Below are 18999 nucleotides of genomic sequence, written 5' to 3'. Positions count from 1 at the left end.
GTTCAGGAACCGGAGTTCAACGCCGTGGTGATGGCGTCGGACGCACCGGCGGCTTCCTTCTGGGGGTCGCCTCCGGTGAGTACGGCCGTCATGTAGTCCTTGATCGGGTTCTTGGCCTCCACGGCGGCCCAGCCGGGGGTGTTGGGCGTGGCGTGTCCTTCGGCTGCGCCGACCGCCATGGCGGCGGCACCCGGGTCGGAGGCGACCGCGGAGGCGAGGGTGGTCTTGTTCGGGACGTAGCTCATGGCGACGGCGAGCTTCTTCTGCCAGGTGTCGCCGGTGAGCTCCTTGATGAAGGCGTAGGCCGCGTCCTGCTTGGCGGAGGCCGTGGGGATGACGAGGTCGGAGCCGCCGATGAAGACCGAGCCGGGGGTGTCGGCGGTCTTTCCCGGGATCGGGAAGAAGGCGAGCTTGCCCTTGAGTTCGGGGTTGTTCTCGATGATGACGCCGGCGCGGCCGGGGGTCGCGATGGTCTGGGCGATCTTCCCCTTGGCCATGACGTCCGCCTGCGGAGGGTTGGCCTCGTCGGCGTCCTTGGGGCCCTTGCCGAGGGCTTGGAGCTTCTCGTAGAACTCCATGCCGCGGATCGCCTCCGGGGTGTCGAGGCTGCCCTTCCACTTGCCGCCGGACTCGGTGGCGAGGTCGCCGCCCTCGTCCCAGATGAAGCCCGCGAGTGCGTACCAGGTCTGGCCCGGCAGATAGATGCCCTGTGTGCCACCGGTGTTGAGCTTCTCGGTGGCTGAGATCCACTGGTCGCGGGTCTTGATGGCGGCCGCGTCGATACCCGCCGCCTTGAAGAGGTCGGTGCGGTAGATGACGACACGGTTGGCGGCGTAGTACGGAATTCCGTACTGCTTGCCCTCGTAGGAGCCGGGCTCGGCGAGGCCCTTCAGCCAGTCCTTCCCGCCGAGTTCGTCGACCTTGTCGCTGAGGTCGAGCAGCCCCCCGCTCTGCGCGAACTGGGCGACCTGGGTATTGCCGGTCTCGATGACGTCCGGTGCGTCATTGCTGGCGAGGGCGGCCGTCACCTTCTCGCCGATGCCGTCCCACTCCTGGATCTGCACCTTGACCTTGATGTCCGGGTGAGCGGTCTCGAAGCCCTTGACGAACTCGTTCTGGAACGCGGCCGAGACGCTGTCGCGCATCAGCCAGACGTCGATGGTGGTGCTCCCGTCGGAGCTGTCGTCGGAAGCATCGGAGGAGCTGCTGCAGGCACTCAGCCCGGCAGTCATCACGAGCACGGATACGCCGGCAAACAAGCGGAGCTTCACGGTTCACCTCTGGAGGACATGACCTGACCACCTGACCAGTGAGGCTCACTGGACAGCTCACCTCTTGATGTGGGGATGAAGGTGGCATAGACCAATAGAGGCGTCAACCCCCCGTGCTTTCCAGGGTTTTAGCGCGCAGGCCAGCCAGGAGCGGGACGATCATCGAGCGGCTGCGGTTACACTCCCCGACCAAGAGGGCACTTTCGGGCAACCACTGGTCAACTGGTCAACTGGGGATTCCGTGCCTGAGGGAGGGCAACATGAAGGCCGACGAACCAGGTGCGGTGCTCAAACGGGAGCGCGTTCGCGACTTCATCCTCGACCTCGTCGAGTCGCGCCGGCCGGGGGACGCGATCCCCTCCGAGCGCTCCCTCTGTGCCCAGCTGGGTGTCTCCCGCCCGACCCTGCGCGCGGCGGTCGACGAACTCGTCGCCGCGGGTCTTCTGGTACGGGAACACGGTCGCGGCATGTTCGTGGCACCCGAGAAGATCACCCAGGAACTCGTCTCCGGTCAGCAGACCATGACGGTGCCTCAGGCCGCGGGGACCTGGTCGAGCCGCCTGCTGGAGTTCACCACCATCCCGGCGGGCGCCCGCGTGGGCCGCAAGCTGCGCCTTTCACCAGCCGCCGAGATCGTGTACGTGGCACGGCTGCGCCTGGTCGACGGCGCCCCGATGGCCATCGAGCATCTGCACATCAAGGCCGATCTGGTCCCCACCCTGTCCGCCCAGGAACTCGAGGCCGGCGACCTGTACGAGCACCTGCGCGAACAGCACGGCGTGCACGTCCAGGAGGCCGTCCAGGCGATCGAGCCGACCGTCGTCACCCAGGCCGAGGCCGAGCTGCTCGATGTGCCCGAGCTGTCCCCGGCGCTGCTCTTCGAGCGGCTCACCTCGGACACCACGGGTCAGCCCGTCGAATACGTCCACTCGATCTACCGCGGCGACCGCTACCGCATCGTCTCCCGGCTCACCCTCGGCCCCACGGCCACGGCCCCGCCGGCCCGGCTCGGGCACCACCCCGGCATCCCCCCGGGCGACTTCGCCCACCGCGACACCATCGAGTCCTCCACGCGCGGGGACATCCAGTCGGCACCGTGAGCCGTTGCGGCTTCCCGGCGGGGCATCCTGCGCGGTCCATGTTTTTTTAAATTAGTAATAAATATTGACAGGGTTTCGGCCACGGGCCACAGTCGTCGCCGTGACGCCGTCGGCCCTGGCACCCGCGCGGCCCGCGTCACCTCCTCATGCTTCCCAACCTCCGGGAGAGGCACGTGACTTCGACCCCGCACGCACAACGAACCAGACACCGGCAGGCCGCTCGGCTCACCCTCGCCGCCGCGATCGCCGTGGTCCTGACCGCGTCGGCCGTCCCCGCCGCCACCGCGGACACCGCCGTGGACCAGGGAGCGCCCGCGTACTACGACAGCGGCCTCGCGCCGACGCCGTACATGGGCTGGAACACCTACTACGGGCTCGGCGCGCCGACCGAGAAAGAGGTCCGCGCGGTCGCCGACCGGCTCGTCAGCAGCGGTCTGCGTGACAGCGGCTACGACATCGTCTGGCTGGACGGCGGATGGCAGGCCGACAACCCCCGTGACGCACAAGGGCGGTTGGCGGCCCACCCCGACCGCTTCCCCTCCGGTATCCCGGCCCTGGTCTCCTACCTGCACAAGCGGGGTCTGCGGGCCGGCATCTACACCGACGCAGGCACCTACGACGGCGGCAAGACCTGTGGGCTCGGCAGCCGCGGCCACTACACCGAGGACGCACGGCAGTTCGCCGGCTGGAAGATCGACGCCATCAAGGTCGACTTCCTCTGCGGTATCACCGAGAAGCTCGATCCGGGGCCCGCGTTCAAGGAGTTCAGCGACGCCGTCGCCAAGTCCGGGCGCAGGATGCTGCTCAATCTGTGCAACCCGCTCACCGACGACTGGGGGGTGCCGCACACACCCGAACAGGACGCGCACAACACCTACGCCTACGCGCCGACGATCGCGGACTCCTGGCGCAGCGGCACGGACATCGCCTGGGGGACGCCGAGCCCGGGTCAGTGGCCCAACGTGCTGCGCAACATGGACGCCAACGCCTGGCATCCCGAGGCGCAGGGGCCCGGCCACTACAACGACCCCGACTACCTCATCCCGACGCGCCGGATGGCCGACGGCTCCCTGGAGCTGACCGAGGAGGAGTCCACCACCCAGTTCGTGATGTGGGCCGAGATGGCCTCACCTCTCGTCCTCGGCTCCGACCCCCGCACCCTGTCCGCGTCGATGATCAAGACGCTGCGCAACCCCGAGATCATCGCCGTCGACCAGGACCCGCTCGGCGTCCAGGGCGTACGGGTGGCGAGCGACTCCGCCGGAGACGTCTACAGCAAGGTGCTCGCGGGTCAGGGCCGGCGCGCGGTCGTTCTGCTCAACCGCTCCGACCAGCCGGTCGAACGCACCGTGAACTTCTCGGACGTGGCGCTCGGCGGCGCGGTCACGGTGCGCGACCTGCGGGCGCGTACCGATCGCGGCACGCACACCGGCTCGTACACCGTCGAGGTCCCCGCGCACGGCACCGCGTTCCTGAAGCTCAGCGGTGAGGACGCGCTGCCCGGCACGAGCCTGGGCCAGAACGCCACAGCGAGCCCGGCCGTGGTGCGCGACGGCTCCGCGCTGACGACCTTCTTCCGCGGACCCCGCGGAAGCCTCGTCCAGCACCGGGCGGCCGCGGACGGCGACGGCACGTCCCGTACGAAGGACCTCGGGGGCCCGGCCAGGGGGAAGATCCTCGGCCAGCCCGCCGCCTACGCCTCCGCCGGCGGCCGGATCGACGTCTTCGTGCGCGGTGCCGACTCCCGCGCGTACCGGCGGGTCTTCGCCGAGGGGCGCTGGGGCGACTGGCAGAGCCTGGGCGGGCAGTTGACCGACGCGCCGTCCGTCGCGTTCTCCGACCCCGCGCACTGGACCCTCGTCGCGCGCGGCGCCGACGGGCGGATCGTGCAGCGGGGACCGTCGTCCGGCTGGTCGTCGCTCGGTTCGCCCGGCGACCGTGCGACCTACGGCAGACCGTCCGCCGTCGTCGACTCCGAGGGGCGCGTCCATGTCGCCGTCCGCACTGCGGCGGACGACGTGTGGACACGGTCCCGGGCCGCGTCGGGGGAGTGGTCGGCATGGGCCTCGCTCGGCGGGACCGTGAGCGGCAGCCCGACGCTCGTCGCCGTGGGAGACGCCGTGGTGCTGTACACGCGGGCGGGCGACTACACGCTCTGGCAGCAGCGGTACGCCTCCGGCGCGTGGCAGGGCTGGACCAAGCGACAGGAGTTTCCCGGCGCCGCCTTCGAGGGCGCGCTCGGGGCGGTTGCGGGGCCGGACGGTGCGGTCGACGCCGTGTTCCGCGGAGTCGACGGAAGCATCCACCGGACCCAGTTCAAATAAATTAGTAATTAATCTTGACGTGGTGGGAACGCCACGCGAACCTGGATCCGCCGCGAGCGGGGCCCCGGCCGTCAGGAGGGCCGGCCCCGCCGCGCGGATCCACAGGGAGCCACCCATGACGAACCATCAGCCCAGCCGACGGCGCGTTCTCGCCGGACTCGGCGCCGCCGGGACGGCGGCGCTGCTCAGCGGCTGTGTCACCTCCACCTCCTCTTCGAAGAACTCCTCCAAGGGCGCGGTCACTCTCCAGTCCAACCTCTCCGCCCCGCAGGCCAAGGCGGCGATGGAGGACATGGTCGCCGCCTACGGCAAGAAGGACTCCGGAGAGGTCAGCCTCAACACGGTCGCCGCGGAGACCTACCGCACCCAGCTGCCGACGTATCTGACCTCCGCCAACCCGCCGGACGTGTACACCTGGTACCCCGGCTCCGTGGCGGAGGCCTACGCGAAGAAGGACCTGCTGCTCGACCTCGACGACGTCTGGGACTCGCCCGACCTCAAGCGCTACTCCAAGGCGCTGAACTCCCTGTGCACCGCGAGCTCCGGCAAGAAGGTGTTCGTCCCCACCACCTACTACTGGTGGGGCATGTTCTACCGGAAGTCCAACTTCGCCAAGTGGGGCGTGAGCGAACCCAAGAGCTGGGACGACTTCCTCGACCTGTGCGACAAACTCAAGAGCAAGAACGTCGCGCCGATCGGGCTGGGCGCCGGCGGCGGCACGGCCTGGGTGGCCTCCGCCTGGTTCGACTACCTGAACATCCGCATCAACGGAGCCCCCTACCACCGCCAACTCCTCGCGGGACAGCACCGATTCGACGACCCCGAAGTACGCAAGGTCTTCGACCGCTGGCAGGAAGTGCTGCCGTACTTCGACCCGGACGGCACCGCCGTCGCCTTCCAGGACGCCACCACCGCCCTGCTCAACGGCCGCAGCGGCATGATGCTGATCGGCACCTTCTTCGCCGACGCGGCACCCAAGGACGCCCTCGACGACATCGACTTCTTCCGCTTCCCCGTCATCGACGCGAAAGTCCCGCTCGCCGAGGAAGCCCCCACGGACGGCTACTTCGCCAGCGCCCGCACCGGGCGCCGCGACGGGGTGGCCGACCTGATGCGCTACCTCGCCACGGCCGAGGCGCAGGAGATCTACATCAAGGGATCGTCCGGTACGGCCCTGCCCTGCCACCCCGACGCGAAGGACGCCGGCACACCGCTGGTGCAGAAGGGCCGCAGGCACATCGAGGAGGCGGCCGAGATCACCCAGTTCTTCAACCGCGACTCCAGCGACGCCATGCAGCCCGCCGCCGACACAGCGCTGACCAAGTTCATCGCCAAGCCCAAGGAGATCGGGAGCATCCTCACCGACTGGCAGCGCGACGCAGAGAAGATCTGGAAGGCCTGACATGGCCGTCCTGACCGCCCCCCACCGCAAGTCCCCGGTCCCGGCGCCGTCCCGTGGCGGCCGGGGCCGGGGTCCCCGGCGCACCCCACCGCTTGTCCTCGCCTTCGTCCTGGTCCCGCTGCTCGCCGAGGCGCTGTGGGTGTTCTGGCCCGCGCTACAGGGCTTCTACCTCTCGCTCACCGACTGGGACGGCGTCTCGCCGCCGAAGTTCGTCGGCCTGGACAACTTCCGGGAGATGGCGAGCGACGACGTCTTCCGCAGCTCGGCCGGCCACACCGTCCTGTGGCTGGTGCTGTTCGGCGGCCTGTCCGCCCTCCTCGGCCTGGCCACCGCGCTGCTGCTCCAGCAGGAGCGCCGCGGCGTCGGCTTCTACCGCGCCGCGCTCTTCCTGCCCGTCGTCTTCTCCCTGGTCGCCACCGCCCTCGTCTGGCAGGCCATCTACCAGCCCGACGGCGTCCTCAACCAACTCCTGGAGGCGGTCGGCCTCGGCAGCCTGCGCCACGCCTGGCTCGCCGACCAGGACACCGCCCTGTACGCGGTGATCGTGCCCGCGCTGTGGCGGCAGATCGGCTACGTCATGGTCCTCTACCTCGCAGGCCTCAAGGGCATCGATCCCGCCCTGTACGAGGCTGCCAAGGTCGACGGCGCCGGAGCCTGGCAGCGCTTCCGCCATGTGACCCTGCCTCAGCTGCGCAGTGTCAACGCGGTCGTGCTGTCCGTCATCATCATCGACTCGCTGCGCTCCTTCGACGTCGTCTGGTCACTCACCCGCGGCGGCCCCTACCACTCGTCCGAACTGCTGAGCACCTACATGTACTCGACCGCCTTCCAGTCCCTGCGGCTGGGATACGGCTCCGCACTGGCCGTCGTCATCTTCGTCCTGGCGTTCGGCGTCATCGCCTCCTACCTCGTGCGCGCCTTCCGGGAGGCCGACTGATGACGACCGCCAGCAACTCCGCCAGTAACTCCGCCGCGCTGCGCCGCCGCCGTGCCGCCACCGCAGGATTCCACCTCGGGGCCGGCGCCCTCTCACTGCTGTGGCTGCTGCCCATCGCCCTGGTGGTCGTGACCAGCCTGCGGTCCTTCAACGACATCGCCGCCCATGGCCTGGGCAGTTGGCCCCGCTCCTTCACCCTCGACAACTTCGGCCAGGCCTGGGTCGACGGAGGCCAGCAGCGCGCCCTGATCAACAGCCTGCTCGTCACCGTCCCGTGCGTGCTGGTGACGCTGGCGCTGGCCGCCATGGCCGCGTTCGCCCTCAGCCGCTACGAGATGCCGCTTCGCCGGTCCCTGCTGCTGCTCATGCTCGGCGGCAACCTGCTTCCGCCGCAGATCCTGCTCATCCCGGTGTCCAAACTCAGCGAGCTGATGGGCGTCTACGACACCCTGCCCGCCCTCATCGGCGTGCAGATCGGCTTCGGCGTCGGCTTCTACGTCTTCGTCCTGCACGGCTTCATGCGCTCCATCCCCACCGAGATCCAGCAGGCGGCGGTCGTCGACGGTGCGGGCCCCTGGCAGATCTTCTGGCGGATCGTCCTCCCGCTCACCCGGCCCGCCCTCGCCGCGCTCAGCGCACTGTCGTTCACCTGGATCTTCAACGACCTGCTGTGGGCGATCACCGTGCTGCGCAGCGACACCAAGATGCCGATCACCGCCGCGCTCATCGGACTCCAGGGGCAGTACGTGTCGATGTGGAACGTGATCGCCGCCGGCTCCGTCATCGCCGCCGCCCCCACCGTGGCCGTCTTCCTCCGCTTCCAGCGCCACTTCGTGGCCGGCCTGAATCTCGGAGCAGTGAAGTGACGTCGTACCAGCGCTGGACCCTGCGCACCGAGCACACCGGCTACACGGTCCGGCTGTCCCCGGACGGCCCCTGGGCCGAACTCGACGCATGGGGACCGCACGGCGTGGAGACCGGTCCTTCGGCACTGGACTGGTCCCACCGCACCCACTTCATCACGCGCGCCGACGCCGCTCCCGCCGAGTACCTGCCCCACGGGATACGGCCGTTCAACGGAGCCGACCTCGTCGCGAGCCGCCCGGGCCATGAACGGGGCGTGTGGTGGACGTTCGGGGGAGCGGAGGGCGACGAGCACAGCCTCCGGCTGACCTTCACCGACGACATCCTCGGCCTGCGCACCGTCCTGTGCTACGCCACCGTGCCGGGCACCGACGTCCTGCACCGCTGGACCGAACTCACCTGCACGGGAAGCGAGGAGCTGCGCCTGGACCGGCTCGACTCGGCCGCCGTGAACGTCCCCGTCACCGCCGGGGCCCGGCTGACGTACCTCGCCGGTCAGTGGTCGCAGGAATTCCAGCGCACCCAACTCGACCTGCACCGCGGCACGTTCGGCATCGGCAGCACCCAGGGCGCGCCCGGTCACGCGTACGCGCCGTGGCTCGCCGTACAGGACCTCACGACGGACGACGCCCCCGCCTACGGTGTGGCCCTGGAGTGGCCCGGCAACTGGCACATCACCGCGGAAGCCGAACCGGGCGGAGCGGTCCGGGTGCGCGCCGGGCGGGTGCCGCACGAGGGAGCGGTGTTCCTGGCACCCGGCGACACCCTCACCACGCCCCGCCTCGCCTGCGCGTTCAGCCCGGACGGACTCGACGGACTGTCCCGCGTCTGGCACCGCTACGAACGCCATCTCGCCGGGGACCGCCTCCAGCGCACCCGCAAGGTCCTCTACAACTCCTGGGAGGCCACCGGCTTCGACGTCGACGCCGAGCAGCAACTGGAGCTGGCGAAGGCGGCCGCGGACATCGGGGCCGAGTTGTTCGTCGTCGACGACGGATGGTTCACCGGCCGCACCGACGACACCGGGGGACTGGGCGACTGGTACCCAGACCCGGCGGCGTTCCCGCAGGGCTTCGCACGGTTCGTCGACGACGTCCGCGCACTGGGCCTCGACTTCGGCCTGTGGATCGAGCCCGAAGCCGTCAGCCCCGGCAGCCTTCTGTATGCCGAACACCCTGAATGGGCCTACCGGATCGACGACCGTCCGGCGCGTCTGGTGCGCAACCAGCTGCTGCTCGACCTGGGCCGCCCCGACGTCCAGGAATTCGTCCTCGCGACCCTCGACCGGCTGCTGACCGGCTACGACATCGACTACCTCAAGTGGGACATGAACCGCCCGCCCACCGAACGCGGCCGTCCGGGCGCCGGGCCCGCAGACCGCCTCGACCTGGACGCCGAGCACGTCCACGGCTATCTGCGCGTCCTGGACCATCTGCGCTCGGCCCACCCGCACGTCACGATCGAGGGCTGCGCGGGCGGCGGCGGCCGTATCGAGCATGCGACCCTCGCCCGCACCGACGTCGTATGGCCGAGCGACAACACGGCGCCCCTGGACCGGCTGAACGTCCAGTACGGCTTCCTGCACGCCCACGCGCCGCACGTGATGAGCTCCTGGGTCACCGACGCCCCGGGCGTGTTCGACCCGCGCCCGCGCAGCCTCGCCTTCCGCTTCGTCACCGCCATGTGCGGCGTCCTCGGAGTCGGCGCCGACCTGCGCGCCTGGACCCTGGACCAGCGCGCCGAGGCCGCCGGGTGGATCGCCCGCTACAAGGACGTGCGCGACGTCATCCACCATGGTGAGGCCCGCCTTCTGGGCAGCCCGCGGGACGCCACCTGCGGAGTGCAGTACGACGCACCGGACGGACGCCGCACCGTCGTGGCCGCCCTCGGTACCGGCCGCCTGACCGGAGCCCCCCTCGTGCCCGGCCGCCCCTCCCGACTGCTGCTGCGCGGCCTCGACCCGGCCGCCACGTACCGCGACCTCGCCACCACGACCGCCTACACGGGCGCCCATCTGCTCCACTACGGGCTGCCTTTCGCCTGGAGAGCCGATCATGACGCCGAACTGGTGGTACTGACACGTCAGTAGCACCACGAACGTCATATGTTCAGCCCATGTCCGTCCGCCCGCGGACCACGCACGCAAAGGAGCCGATTCCACGATGGACCAGTCACGCCGCAGCGGTGCCCGTTTCACCGGCCGCACGGCCGTGGTCACCGGCGCCGCGTCCGGCATCGGAGCGGCCACCGCCGAACGCCTCGCCGAGGAGGGAGCCGCCGTCGTGCTCGCCGACATCGCCGAGGAAGCCGGCGCGGCTCTCGCCGAGCGGATCACGAAGGACGGTGGCCGGGCCCGCTTCGTCGCCGCGGACGTCTCCGCGGAGGACGACTGGCAGCGGATCGTGGCCGCCGCCCACGCCCACGGACCCGTCGACGTGCTGGTCAGCAACGCCTTCACCGTCGATGTCGCCCCCGCCCACGAACTGTCCCTCGACTCCTGGCAGCGGCAGCTCGCCGTCAACCTCACCGCCGCCTTCCTCGGCTTCCGGGCGGTCCTTGACGACCTGCGCACCCGCCGAGGGGCGGTCGTCCTCACCTCGTCCGTCCACGCCCACAAGGGCATCCCCGGACACCCCGCGTATGCCGCCTCCAAGGGCGCCCTGCTGTCGTTGTGCGGTCAACTCGCCGTCGAGTACGGGCCGGAGGTCCGCGTCAACACAGTCCTGCCGGGACCGGTCCTCACCGGGGCCTGGGACCGGGTGCCGACGGACGAACGGGAGCGCAGCGTCGCCGAGACGGCGGCCCGCCGCTTCGGCACCCCCGCGGAAGTGGCCGCGGCCATCGCCTTCCTGAGCGCGGACGAAGCGTCCTTCATCACCGGGACGAGCCTCGTCGTGGACGGGGGCTGGAGCGTCGTGAAGGCCTCCGCATGACGACCGCCGTGCCCACCCCGAAGCAGAAAGGCTGTACGACATGACGCCCTACGCCCGCCGCGGCGTACACGGCCAGACCGTGGAAGCCCTCGCCCGCCGCATCCTGGGCGGTCGTATCCCCGAGGGAGCCACGCTCGATCTGGTGGCGCTCCAGAGCGAGTTGGACGTCAGTCTCACCGCCCTGCGCGAGTCCCTCAAGGTGCTCGCCGCCAAGGGGATGGTCGACGCCCGCCAGAAGCGCGGCACCTTCGTCCGGGCCCGCGCCGACTGGAACCTGCTCGACGCCGACGTGCTGCGCTGGCAGTTCGAGGGCGACCCGACCACCGACGCGGACCGGACGCTGCTGGGCAACCTCGCCGAGGTTCGCGCCATCATCGAACCGGCCGCCGTGCGCCTGGCCGCCGAGCGCCGCACCGACGTCGACCTGGTGGCCCTGGAGGCCGCCCTGGACGCGATGGGCGGACCGGGCGCCGACCCGGCCGACGCCGTGGACGCCGACCTCGCCTTCCACCGCGCACTGCTCGCCGCCACCCACAACGAACTCCTCGAACGCATGGAGATGGTCATCGAACCGGGCCTCGCCCACCGCGACCGCATCGTGCACAGCCACCCGCACAGCCAGGACCCCGTACCTGCCCACCGGGCCGTTCTGGACGCCGTACGCGACCAGGATCCACGCGCCGCGGAAAAGGCGATGCGGGCCCTGCTCGACCAGGCCGGCCGCGATCTGGACCGGGTCGACGGACCCGACGACACGAAAGGCTCCGGCGGCAAGTGAAGATCACTCGTATAGAAACCTTCCTCGTCCCGCCACGCTGGCTGTTCTGCCGGATCGAGACCGATGACGGCGTGGTCGGCTGGGGCGAACCCGTCGTCGAGGGCCGCGCCGAGATCGTCCGCACCGCCGTCGACGTGCTCGCCGAATACCTCGTCGGCCAGGACCCGCTGCGCATCCAGGACCACTGGCAGGTGCTCACCAAGGGCGGCTTCTACCGGGGCGGCCCCGTCCTCTCCAGCGCCGTGGCGGGCCTCGACCAGGCCCTGTGGGACATCGCCGGCAAGACCTACGGCGCCCCGGTGCACGCCCTGCTGGGCGGCCCCGTGCGCGACCGCGTCCGCGTGTACGCCTGGGTCGGCGGCGACGAACCCGCCGAGCTCTCCGAGCAGATAGCCGCCCAGGTGGAGGCCGGCTTCACCGCGGTGAAGATGAACGGCGCCGGCGCCACCTCCCCGGTCGCCACCGCGGCCGAGACGGCGGCCGTCATCGCCCGCGTGGCCGCCGCCCGCGACATCCTCGGCCCGCACCGCGATGTCGCCGTCGACTTCCACGGCCGCTTCACCGCCGCCAGCGCCCGCCGTGTCCTGGCCGAACTCGCCCCGCTGCACCCGCTGTTCGTGGAAGAACCCGTCGTCCCCGAACAGGGCCACCTGCTGCCCGGGCTGGTCGCGGCGAGCCCGGTACCCCTGGCCACCGGCGAACGCCTCTATTCGCGCAGCGAGTTCCTGCCCGCGCTCACCGCCGGCATCGCCGTCGCGCAACCCGACCTGTCCCACGCCGGCGGTATCACCGAGGTGCACCGCATCGCCTCCCTCGCCGACACCTACGGCGCGCTGCTCGCCCCGCACTGCCCGCTCGGCCCGATCGCGCTCGCCGCCAGCCTTCAGATCGCGTTCGCCACCCCCAACTTCCTGATCCAGGAACAGAGCCGCGGCATCCACTACAACAAGGACGCCGACCTGCTTTCCTACGTCACCGACCCCGCTCCGTTCCGGTTCGTGGACGGCCACGCACCCCTGGGCGACGCCCCCGGCCTGGGCATCACCGTCGACGAGGCCGCCGTACGCGCGGCCGACCGCAGCGGGCACGCCTGGCGCAACCCCGTCTGGCGCCACCCCGACGGCTCCTTCGCGGAGTGGTGACGGCGGTGCTGGACATCGTCACCGACCCCACGCACGGCGGCCGTTGGACCTCCCTGCGCTCACCCGGCCGCGAATGGCTCTGGCACCGCCCGGCGCCGGAACGGGACAAGGCCGCACCGGGCGACCCGTTCGTGGACGCGGGCGGGCTGGAGGAGTGCATCCCCACCGTCCGCGGCCACCCCGACCACGGAGCCGCCTGGTCCCGCGCGTGGACGCGGGACGGGGACACCGAACGCGTACGGTGCGGCACGTTCACGCTGAGGCGCACCATCCGCGGTACGACGGACGGCGCCGAGGCCGACTACGTCCTGACCGCCGCCCCCGGCTTCCGCTTCATCTGGGCGGCACACGCGCTGCTGGACCTCTCTCAGGACGCCACGCTCGCCATGCGCTCCGGCGCAACGACCCGCCTCTACCCGGAGGCCGCCCCACTCCTGAAGCAGGACTGGCCCGTCGGCGCACCGTGGGTCACGGGCCATTGGCCCGCACCGCACGGACTGCCCCTGGACCGGCTCGGCCCCGACGACGGCACCGCGGTCGGGGCCGTCGTGGACACCGCGCAGTGCTGCGTCCACGACGGCGCCGACCGGCTGGCCCTGGAAGTGCAGGCGGACGGGCAGCCCGTGTCGACCGCCCTGTGGCGCAACCTCGGCGGCTTTCCCGCAGCGCAGCCCTATCGGAGTACGGGAGTCGAGCCGATGCTCGGCCGTGTCTTCGACCTCACCGACGCCGGCCCCGACGACGCCGCCCGGGTACCGGAGTCGGGCGAGGTCCGCTGGCGGCTCACCCTCACCGCGGCCTGCCGCTGCCGCTCAACTCACGCGTAAAGGAGCCTTGTTCGTGGATCTCGCAGCTGCCCTGGCGGCCCACCGGCTGGTCGCCGTCGTACGCGGAAAGGACGCCGACGCCGCGTTGCGCACCGTGCTCGTCCTGGCGGAAGAGGGCGTCGAACTGATCGAGGTGTCGCTCAGCGGCGCCGACGCCCTGACCGTCATCGAGGGCGCCCGCAGTGCCCTCGGACCGGACCTGCCCCTGGGCGCAGGCACGGTCCTGACCGCAGACGACGCCCGCGCCGCCCACAACGCCGGCGCCACGTTCGCGGTCACCCCCGGCCTCGGGGAGGGCGTCGCCGCGGCACGCGAGCTGGGTCTGCCCGTCCTCGCCGGCGTGATGACCCCGACGGAGATCATCGCCGCACAGGCTCTCGGCGCTGCCGCGCTGAAGGTCTTCCCGATCGCGCAGGCCGGGGGAGCGGCGTACTTGAGGGCCCTGCGCGGTCCGTTCCCCGACGCACCGTTCGTACCGGTGGGCGGAGTCGACGAAGCCGTCGCCCGCGCCTGCCTCGCGGCGGGGGCGATCGCGGTGGGCGTCGGCTCCCCCCTCGTCGGCGACGCGGCGGACGGCGGCAGCCTCACCGCCCTCAGGGACCGCGCCCGCGCCTTCCGCAGCATCGTGCGGGAGGCAGGTCCGTGATCACGGAGCTCCACCCCATCCGCCCCGACCGGCTGGAACTCGGCGAGGGCATCCGCTGGACCGGCTCCGGTGTCGTACTGGTGGACATCCTCGCCGGCCGCCTTCTCGCGGCGCCGGACGATCCGACGGCACCGCTGCACACTGTGGCCCAACTCCCCGTCCCCCTGGGCGCGGTGGCACCGGTGGCGGGCCAGTCGAGCACCTGGATCGCGGCCGCGGGTACCGGCATCTGCCTGCTGCGCCCCGACGGCACGGTCAGCTGGCTGGCACGCCCGGAGGACGACGCCGGCCCACGCATGCGCATGAACGACGGCGTGGCCGACCCGTCCGGCCGGTTCTGGGCCGGAAGCATGGCGTACGACGCCGACGACGGCGCCGGCTCCCTCTACCGTGTCGACCGGGACGGCACGGTCGTCCGCGTCCTGGACGGCATCACCGTGCCCAACGGACCCGCGTTCACCCCTGACGGCACCCTCATGTACCTGGCCGACAGCGGTCGGGGCGTCGTCCGGCGTTATCCCGTGAACCCGGTGACCGCCGAACTCGGCACACCGGAGGAGTTCTTGACGGTGCGCGACGGCAGTCCCGACGGCATGGTGGTCGATGCCGAAGGTGCCGTGTGGGTCGCCGTCTGGGGTACCGGTACCGTGCGCCGCTACCTGCCGGACGGCACGCCCGAGCGCACCCTGCGGCTGTCGGCGCACCAGCCCGCCGGTGTGTGTCTCGAACACGACGTCCTGCATGTCACGACCGCCCGCGTGGGTCTGGCCGCGCCCGGACCCCACGACGGGGCCCTGTTCACCGCTCGTGTGGACGTGCCGGGCACACCGACGCCCGCCTGGCGGCCGGATGTCGCCCGGGTTCCTCCGTCCGCCGGGGACCCGGCATGACCCGCCCGTGGCGGCCCGCCCCCGGCCCGGTCGTCTGCATCGGGGAAACGATGGCGGCGCTGGCCCCCGATCCGCCGAGTCCCCTCCAGAACGCCGAGCAGCTGCGGCTCTCGGTGGCGGGAGCCGAGTCGAACGTCGCCATGTACCTGGCCGACCATGGCATCTCCGCCACCTGGCTCTCGGCCGTCGGCGACGACCCGTTGGGCCGGCGCGTACGAGCGACGGTCGCCGCCGCCGGAGTGGACGTGTCGCACGTACGCACCGACCCGCACCGCCCCACCGGCCTGCTGGTGAAGGACCCGGGCCCCGCAGGGACACGCGTCCACTACTACCGGACCGGCTCGGCCGCCTCGGCCCTCGGCCCCGACGCGCTGGACAGTCCCGCCGTGCGCACGGCCTCGCTCATGCACCTCACCGGCATCACCCCGGCCCTGTCGGAGTCCTGCCGCGAGCTGGTCAAGCGGGCACTGGCCACGCCCGCAGACGAACGGCCGTACGCGGTGAGCTTCGACGTCAACCACCGCCCCGCCCTGTGGCCGGACGGCACGGCCCCGGGCGTCCTGCTCCGACTCGCCGACCGGGCGGACATCGTCTTCGTCGGCCTCGACGAGGCACAGGGACTGTGGGGCGAGGACCTGACGGCGGCCGGCATACGGGCGCTGTTTCCCCGTCCGCGCATCGTCGTCGTCAAGGACGGCGCGAACACCGCGACCGCCCTCACCGAGGAGGCCACGTACACCGTGCCTGCGCTGCGCACGACGGTCGTCGAGGCCGTCGGTGCCGGCGACGCCTTCGCCGCCGGCTTCCTCACCGGCCTCCTGCGGGGCGCGACCACGGAGCGCGCCCTGCGGCTGGGCCACATCACCGCGGTCTCCGCCCTCGAAGTGACGGGGGATCACGGCCCGTTGCCCGAGGAGAAGGAGACGGAGCGCCTTCTTGCCCTCTCCGCCCAGGAGTGGGCGGAGAGGGCAGGGGTCACCGTTTGACGACCGGCCAGAACGCGTCCCGTACGTCGGACTTGGCGGTGGAGACGAACTCGTCGCCCGGCCCGACGTCGATGCTGTAGTACTCGTAGCGCAGGACGCTCGGGCAGCTTCCGCCGCTGATCTGCACCTCGCGCGGGTCGACGCGCTTTCCGGTGCGCAGCTCGTACACCTTCAGCGGGATCTTGACCTTGTAGAAGGTCACCGAGTAGGGGAAGTAGGGGGACTTGTCGTTCTCGTATTGGCATGTCTCGACGGCGGTTCCGTTCTCCGCCGTGTCCGCGCACACCACGAGCGATGCCTTGGTCGGGTCGCCGGTGCGCCAGCCGCCGGGGAGCTTGCCGGTGTACTCGCTGTCGCCGAGGAACAGCGCGCGGTTGAACCCCTTGCGGTACGGCGGGGCGCCGCTGTACCTGGCGGGCGTCTCGCAGTAGCCGGACGTCGCGTCGTACGTGTCCTCGACCAGACCGCGTACCTTGTCCAGTTCGATGGCGAGGGTGGCCTTCTGGATGCCGCCGCGTGCCTTGCCGGTGTGCCAGTCGCCCGGGTACTCGTCGAGGAGGAGCTGGTAGCGAGCCCGCGCCTCCTGCCAGTCGTCCTCGGCCATCAGAGCGTCGCCGCATCCCGCCAACGCGGTGGGTTCCATCCGCGCCGCGGTGTCGGCGGAACGGTCGAGTACGTCGCGGGTGGGCTCGCGGTCGCGGAACCATTCGGTGATGTCGGCGTTGTCGCAGGAGTCATTGGTGGGCAGGCCGTCGAGGAAGGTGTCCAGGACCGTCTCGACGGTCTTCTCGTTACCCGGCTCCTTCAGAACACCCGCGAGGATTCCGAAGCCTCGCTCCAGGTCCTCGATGCTCCCGCTCCGGCCGGCGGTCAGCCTGGAGGCGGCGCGCTCCAGCTGGTTGCACGCCTCCACCACCGCCTTGCCGGGTTCGACCACCGTTGCGCCCGCCACGCGCTGGCCGAACCCCACCTCGCCCTGCGCGGCCACGGCCGCCTCGCAGTCGCCGCGCTCGCGGGCCTCGTTCACGCGGTCCTCGATGCCGTGGGCGTCGACGCGCAGCAGCACGGCCGTCAGCAGCACCGCGACCACGACGGCGAGCGTGCTGACGCGCTGCCCGCGCCGTACGACATGCTCTGCTCGCCCGTGTGCCAGGGACCAGCCGTGCGCGGTACCGGCCACCCACCAGGCGAGCAGCAGGATCTCCGCCCAGGTGTCGGCGGTCGAGGCGGCGACGTTGAGGAGCCAGACCGTGCCGATCACCGCGAACACGGCCAGCTTCCAGTGCCCCAGCAGCAGATAGCCGATGCCGAACAGTGAGGCGTTGCCGAGTGCGGCGGCCACGGGGTCGCTCGGCGGCCGGATCCTGGGCGGCGTGGGCGGCTGCGGTGACTCGTCGGGCGGCCCATAGGGGGCGTGTTCGTACGTCGAGGAGTCCATGGCCGTCACCCCTGAAACGAAGTGGGCGCCGGACTGCGTGCCGAGAAGTAGTTGCGGCCCGTCTCGCCGCTCACCATCCACAGGGCCGCCAGATCGAGGCAGGCGATCACGAACACCGGGAGGCTGGGGGCCCCGGAGACCAGCGACCCGAGAAAGGCGAAGACTGTCCCCAGCGCCAAGAACGACAGGCACACGATGAGCACCACACGGATCCAGGAGCGCCGCTTGCGAGCCAGTACGACGCACACGACCTGAAGCGCCGCCAGCCCCCAGCAGAACAGCGCCACCAACCAAGCCATGCTCATCGGCATGAGCAGATCCTGACCGTGCTCCTGCTTGTTCTGGTTCTCGTCGATGACCGCCCAGCCGCCGATGACCGTGCCCAGTGCGTGTGCGGCGACGATCACGAGAACGAAGATGAGGGCACCGGGCATGCGCACCGTCCCGGGCGCCCCGGCATGCTCGGGTTGATAGGGAGAACTCTGCATCACGGATCACCTCACGCTTTCGTTGTCCGGCAGGTCGTAGACCCGGGCCCAGTCCACTTCGTAGACAGCGCTCTGCAGGTCGTCGCCGTGGAAGTTGTCGAGCTGGATGGTCTGGTGCATGGACGGCGCGCACTGGATGCAGTCGCGGTCCGCGTTGGCGCCGTCGGCGAAGCGGAACCACTCCTCGCCGTCGACGAAGCCGCGCAGCCGGTCCGGGGTCCACTCGATGGCGACGTTGTGCCACCGGGAGAGGTCCACGCCGCACTTCTGGGCGAACTCCTGCTGCACGGGCACGCCTTCCGGGTGCGGGTAGTGCAGGAAGGCCTCGGCGCAGCTCTCGCCCGGGGCGCCGTTCTCCAGGTAGTCGTACTCGCCGTCCTGAGGGTGCTCGTTCGAGTCGGGCCACAGGATCAGCAGCGGGTGGTACTGCCGCCCGTTGTCGGCAGCGGTGGCCCGGGAGCGTACGCGGGCCTCCCACCGGCCGTACCGCTGTCCGAACTGTGAGGCGAGCCAGCCGGTGTCGCCGTTCGCCTCGCCGGTCATGCGCAGCATGTCGCCGACGACCTGGGTGTTGACGTCGCAGCGGCGGCCGTTGCCGCTGTGGCCCGGCCAGCACTTGCCGGGTTCGCCGCCCGCCAGGCGCCACTTGTCGCGGTCCGGTACGGCGGGTTCGGCCTCGGAGCCGTAGTCGAACTCGTCGGACCAGTCGGGCAACGGGTCGCCCCAGCCGTACCGTTCGGCGGCGGTCGTCGGATCGGCGGGGACGGCGTTCACGGTGGTCGCCGTGAGCGTCGCCGCGAGTCCCGCCGCGCCGAGCCCGACGGCGAGGTGCCGGGCGCGAAGTCGTCCGTACATGGCTTCCCTTCAGCCTGTTGTGTGGGTGCGGGTGCTGGTGCGGAAAGGGGAGCGGTCCAAGCCCTCCCCCCTTGCCGGGCTCGGACCGCGCCGTGGCCCGTCGTGGCCACGCCCTTTG

Annotated in this window: 17 protein-coding genes; 13 read left to right on the top strand and 4 right to left on the bottom strand. The window is 71.1% G+C overall.

Going from position 1 to position 18999, the window contains the following annotated elements:
- Window positions 1–2: 2 nt before the first annotated feature.
- Window positions 3–1232, bottom strand: coding sequence for an extracellular solute-binding protein (locus KCH87_RS43255; RefSeq protein WP_210593440.1), 1230 nt, complete (start codon window positions 1230–1232; stop codon window positions 3–5).
- 299 nt (window positions 1233–1531) lie between these two features.
- Here KCH87_RS43255 and KCH87_RS43250 point away from each other — a divergent pair, with 299 nt between their 5' ends.
- From KCH87_RS43250 to KCH87_RS43190, 13 genes are all read left to right on the top strand, one after another.
- Window positions 1532–2371 (top strand): GntR family transcriptional regulator, encoded by an 840-nt coding sequence (locus tag KCH87_RS43250; protein WP_210593439.1) that lies wholly within the window; start codon window positions 1532–1534, stop codon window positions 2369–2371.
- A gap of 173 nt (window positions 2372–2544) precedes the next feature.
- On the top strand, window positions 2545–4695 hold the full coding sequence (locus tag KCH87_RS43245) for a glycoside hydrolase family 27 protein (RefSeq protein ID WP_308299056.1): 2151 nt from the start codon (window positions 2545–2547) through the stop codon (window positions 4693–4695).
- Between the two features lie 115 nt (window positions 4696–4810).
- Window positions 4811–6097 (top strand): ABC transporter substrate-binding protein, encoded by a 1287-nt coding sequence (locus KCH87_RS43240; protein WP_210593437.1) that lies wholly within the window; start codon window positions 4811–4813, stop codon window positions 6095–6097.
- 1 nt (window position 6098) lies between these two features.
- Window positions 6099–7034 (top strand): carbohydrate ABC transporter permease, encoded by a 936-nt coding sequence (locus KCH87_RS43235; protein ID WP_210593436.1) that lies wholly within the window; start codon window positions 6099–6101, stop codon window positions 7032–7034.
- Entirely contained in the window at window positions 7034–7900 is an 867-nt protein-coding gene (locus tag KCH87_RS43230) for a carbohydrate ABC transporter permease (protein WP_210593435.1), read from the top strand. Before KCH87_RS43235 ends, KCH87_RS43230 begins: the two co-directional genes overlap by 1 nt.
- Window positions 7897–9987, top strand: coding sequence for an alpha-galactosidase (locus KCH87_RS43225; RefSeq protein ID WP_210593434.1), 2091 nt, complete (start codon window positions 7897–7899; stop codon window positions 9985–9987). Before KCH87_RS43230 ends, KCH87_RS43225 begins: the two co-directional genes overlap by 4 nt.
- A gap of 73 nt (window positions 9988–10060) precedes the next feature.
- Window positions 10061–10831, top strand: coding sequence for an SDR family NAD(P)-dependent oxidoreductase (locus KCH87_RS43220; protein ID WP_210593433.1), 771 nt, complete (start codon window positions 10061–10063; stop codon window positions 10829–10831).
- Window positions 10832–10871: 40 nt separating this feature from the next.
- Window positions 10872–11609 carry a FadR/GntR family transcriptional regulator gene (locus KCH87_RS43215; RefSeq protein WP_210593432.1) on the top strand — a complete coding sequence of 246 codons (738 nt, stop codon included), beginning with the start codon at window positions 10872–10874 and terminating at the stop codon, window positions 11607–11609.
- The gene (dgoD, locus tag KCH87_RS43210) at window positions 11606–12751 is read left to right on the top strand and encodes a galactonate dehydratase (protein ID WP_210593431.1); all 1146 of its coding nucleotides are present in this window, start codon (window positions 11606–11608) and stop codon (window positions 12749–12751) included. The genes KCH87_RS43215 and dgoD overlap by 4 nt, the downstream gene beginning before the upstream one ends.
- Window positions 12748–13578 (top strand): hypothetical protein, encoded by an 831-nt coding sequence (locus tag KCH87_RS43205; protein WP_308299055.1) that lies wholly within the window; start codon window positions 12748–12750, stop codon window positions 13576–13578. The genes dgoD and KCH87_RS43205 overlap by 4 nt, the downstream gene beginning before the upstream one ends.
- Before the next feature lie 13 nt (window positions 13579–13591).
- Entirely contained in the window at window positions 13592–14224 is a 633-nt protein-coding gene (locus KCH87_RS43200) for a bifunctional 4-hydroxy-2-oxoglutarate aldolase/2-dehydro-3-deoxy-phosphogluconate aldolase (protein ID WP_210593430.1), read from the top strand.
- Window positions 14221–15114 (top strand): SMP-30/gluconolactonase/LRE family protein, encoded by an 894-nt coding sequence (locus tag KCH87_RS43195; protein WP_210593429.1) that lies wholly within the window; start codon window positions 14221–14223, stop codon window positions 15112–15114. Before KCH87_RS43200 ends, KCH87_RS43195 begins: the two co-directional genes overlap by 4 nt.
- Window positions 15111–16100, top strand: coding sequence for a sugar kinase (locus KCH87_RS43190; protein WP_210593428.1), 990 nt, complete (start codon window positions 15111–15113; stop codon window positions 16098–16100). Before KCH87_RS43195 ends, KCH87_RS43190 begins: the two co-directional genes overlap by 4 nt.
- Here the strand turns inward: KCH87_RS43190 and KCH87_RS43185 are convergent.
- Genes KCH87_RS43185 through KCH87_RS43175 form a run of 3 tightly spaced genes read right to left on the bottom strand, consistent with a single transcriptional unit; the run spans window position 16090 to window position 18881 of the window.
- On the bottom strand, window positions 16090–17538 hold the full coding sequence (locus KCH87_RS43185; protein ID WP_210593427.1) for a hypothetical protein: 1449 nt from the start codon (window positions 17536–17538) through the stop codon (window positions 16090–16092). The genes KCH87_RS43190 and KCH87_RS43185 overlap by 11 nt on opposite strands.
- A 5-nt stretch (window positions 17539–17543) precedes the next feature.
- On the bottom strand, window positions 17544–18026 hold the full coding sequence (locus KCH87_RS43180; protein WP_210593426.1) for a hypothetical protein: 483 nt from the start codon (window positions 18024–18026) through the stop codon (window positions 17544–17546).
- 6 nt (window positions 18027–18032) lie between these two features.
- On the bottom strand, window positions 18033–18881 hold the full coding sequence (locus KCH87_RS43175) for a glycoside hydrolase family 16 protein (protein WP_210593425.1): 849 nt from the start codon (window positions 18879–18881) through the stop codon (window positions 18033–18035).
- Between the last annotated feature and the right edge of the window lie 118 nt (window positions 18882–18999).

It is taken from the genome of Streptomyces sp. GESEQ-35 (assembly GCF_017948485.1).
Classification (GTDB): Bacteria; Actinomycetota; Actinomycetes; order Streptomycetales; family Streptomycetaceae; genus Streptomyces.
The sequence above is the reverse complement of the archived record's forward strand: the minus strand, read 5'-3'. Positions and strand labels throughout refer to the sequence as shown.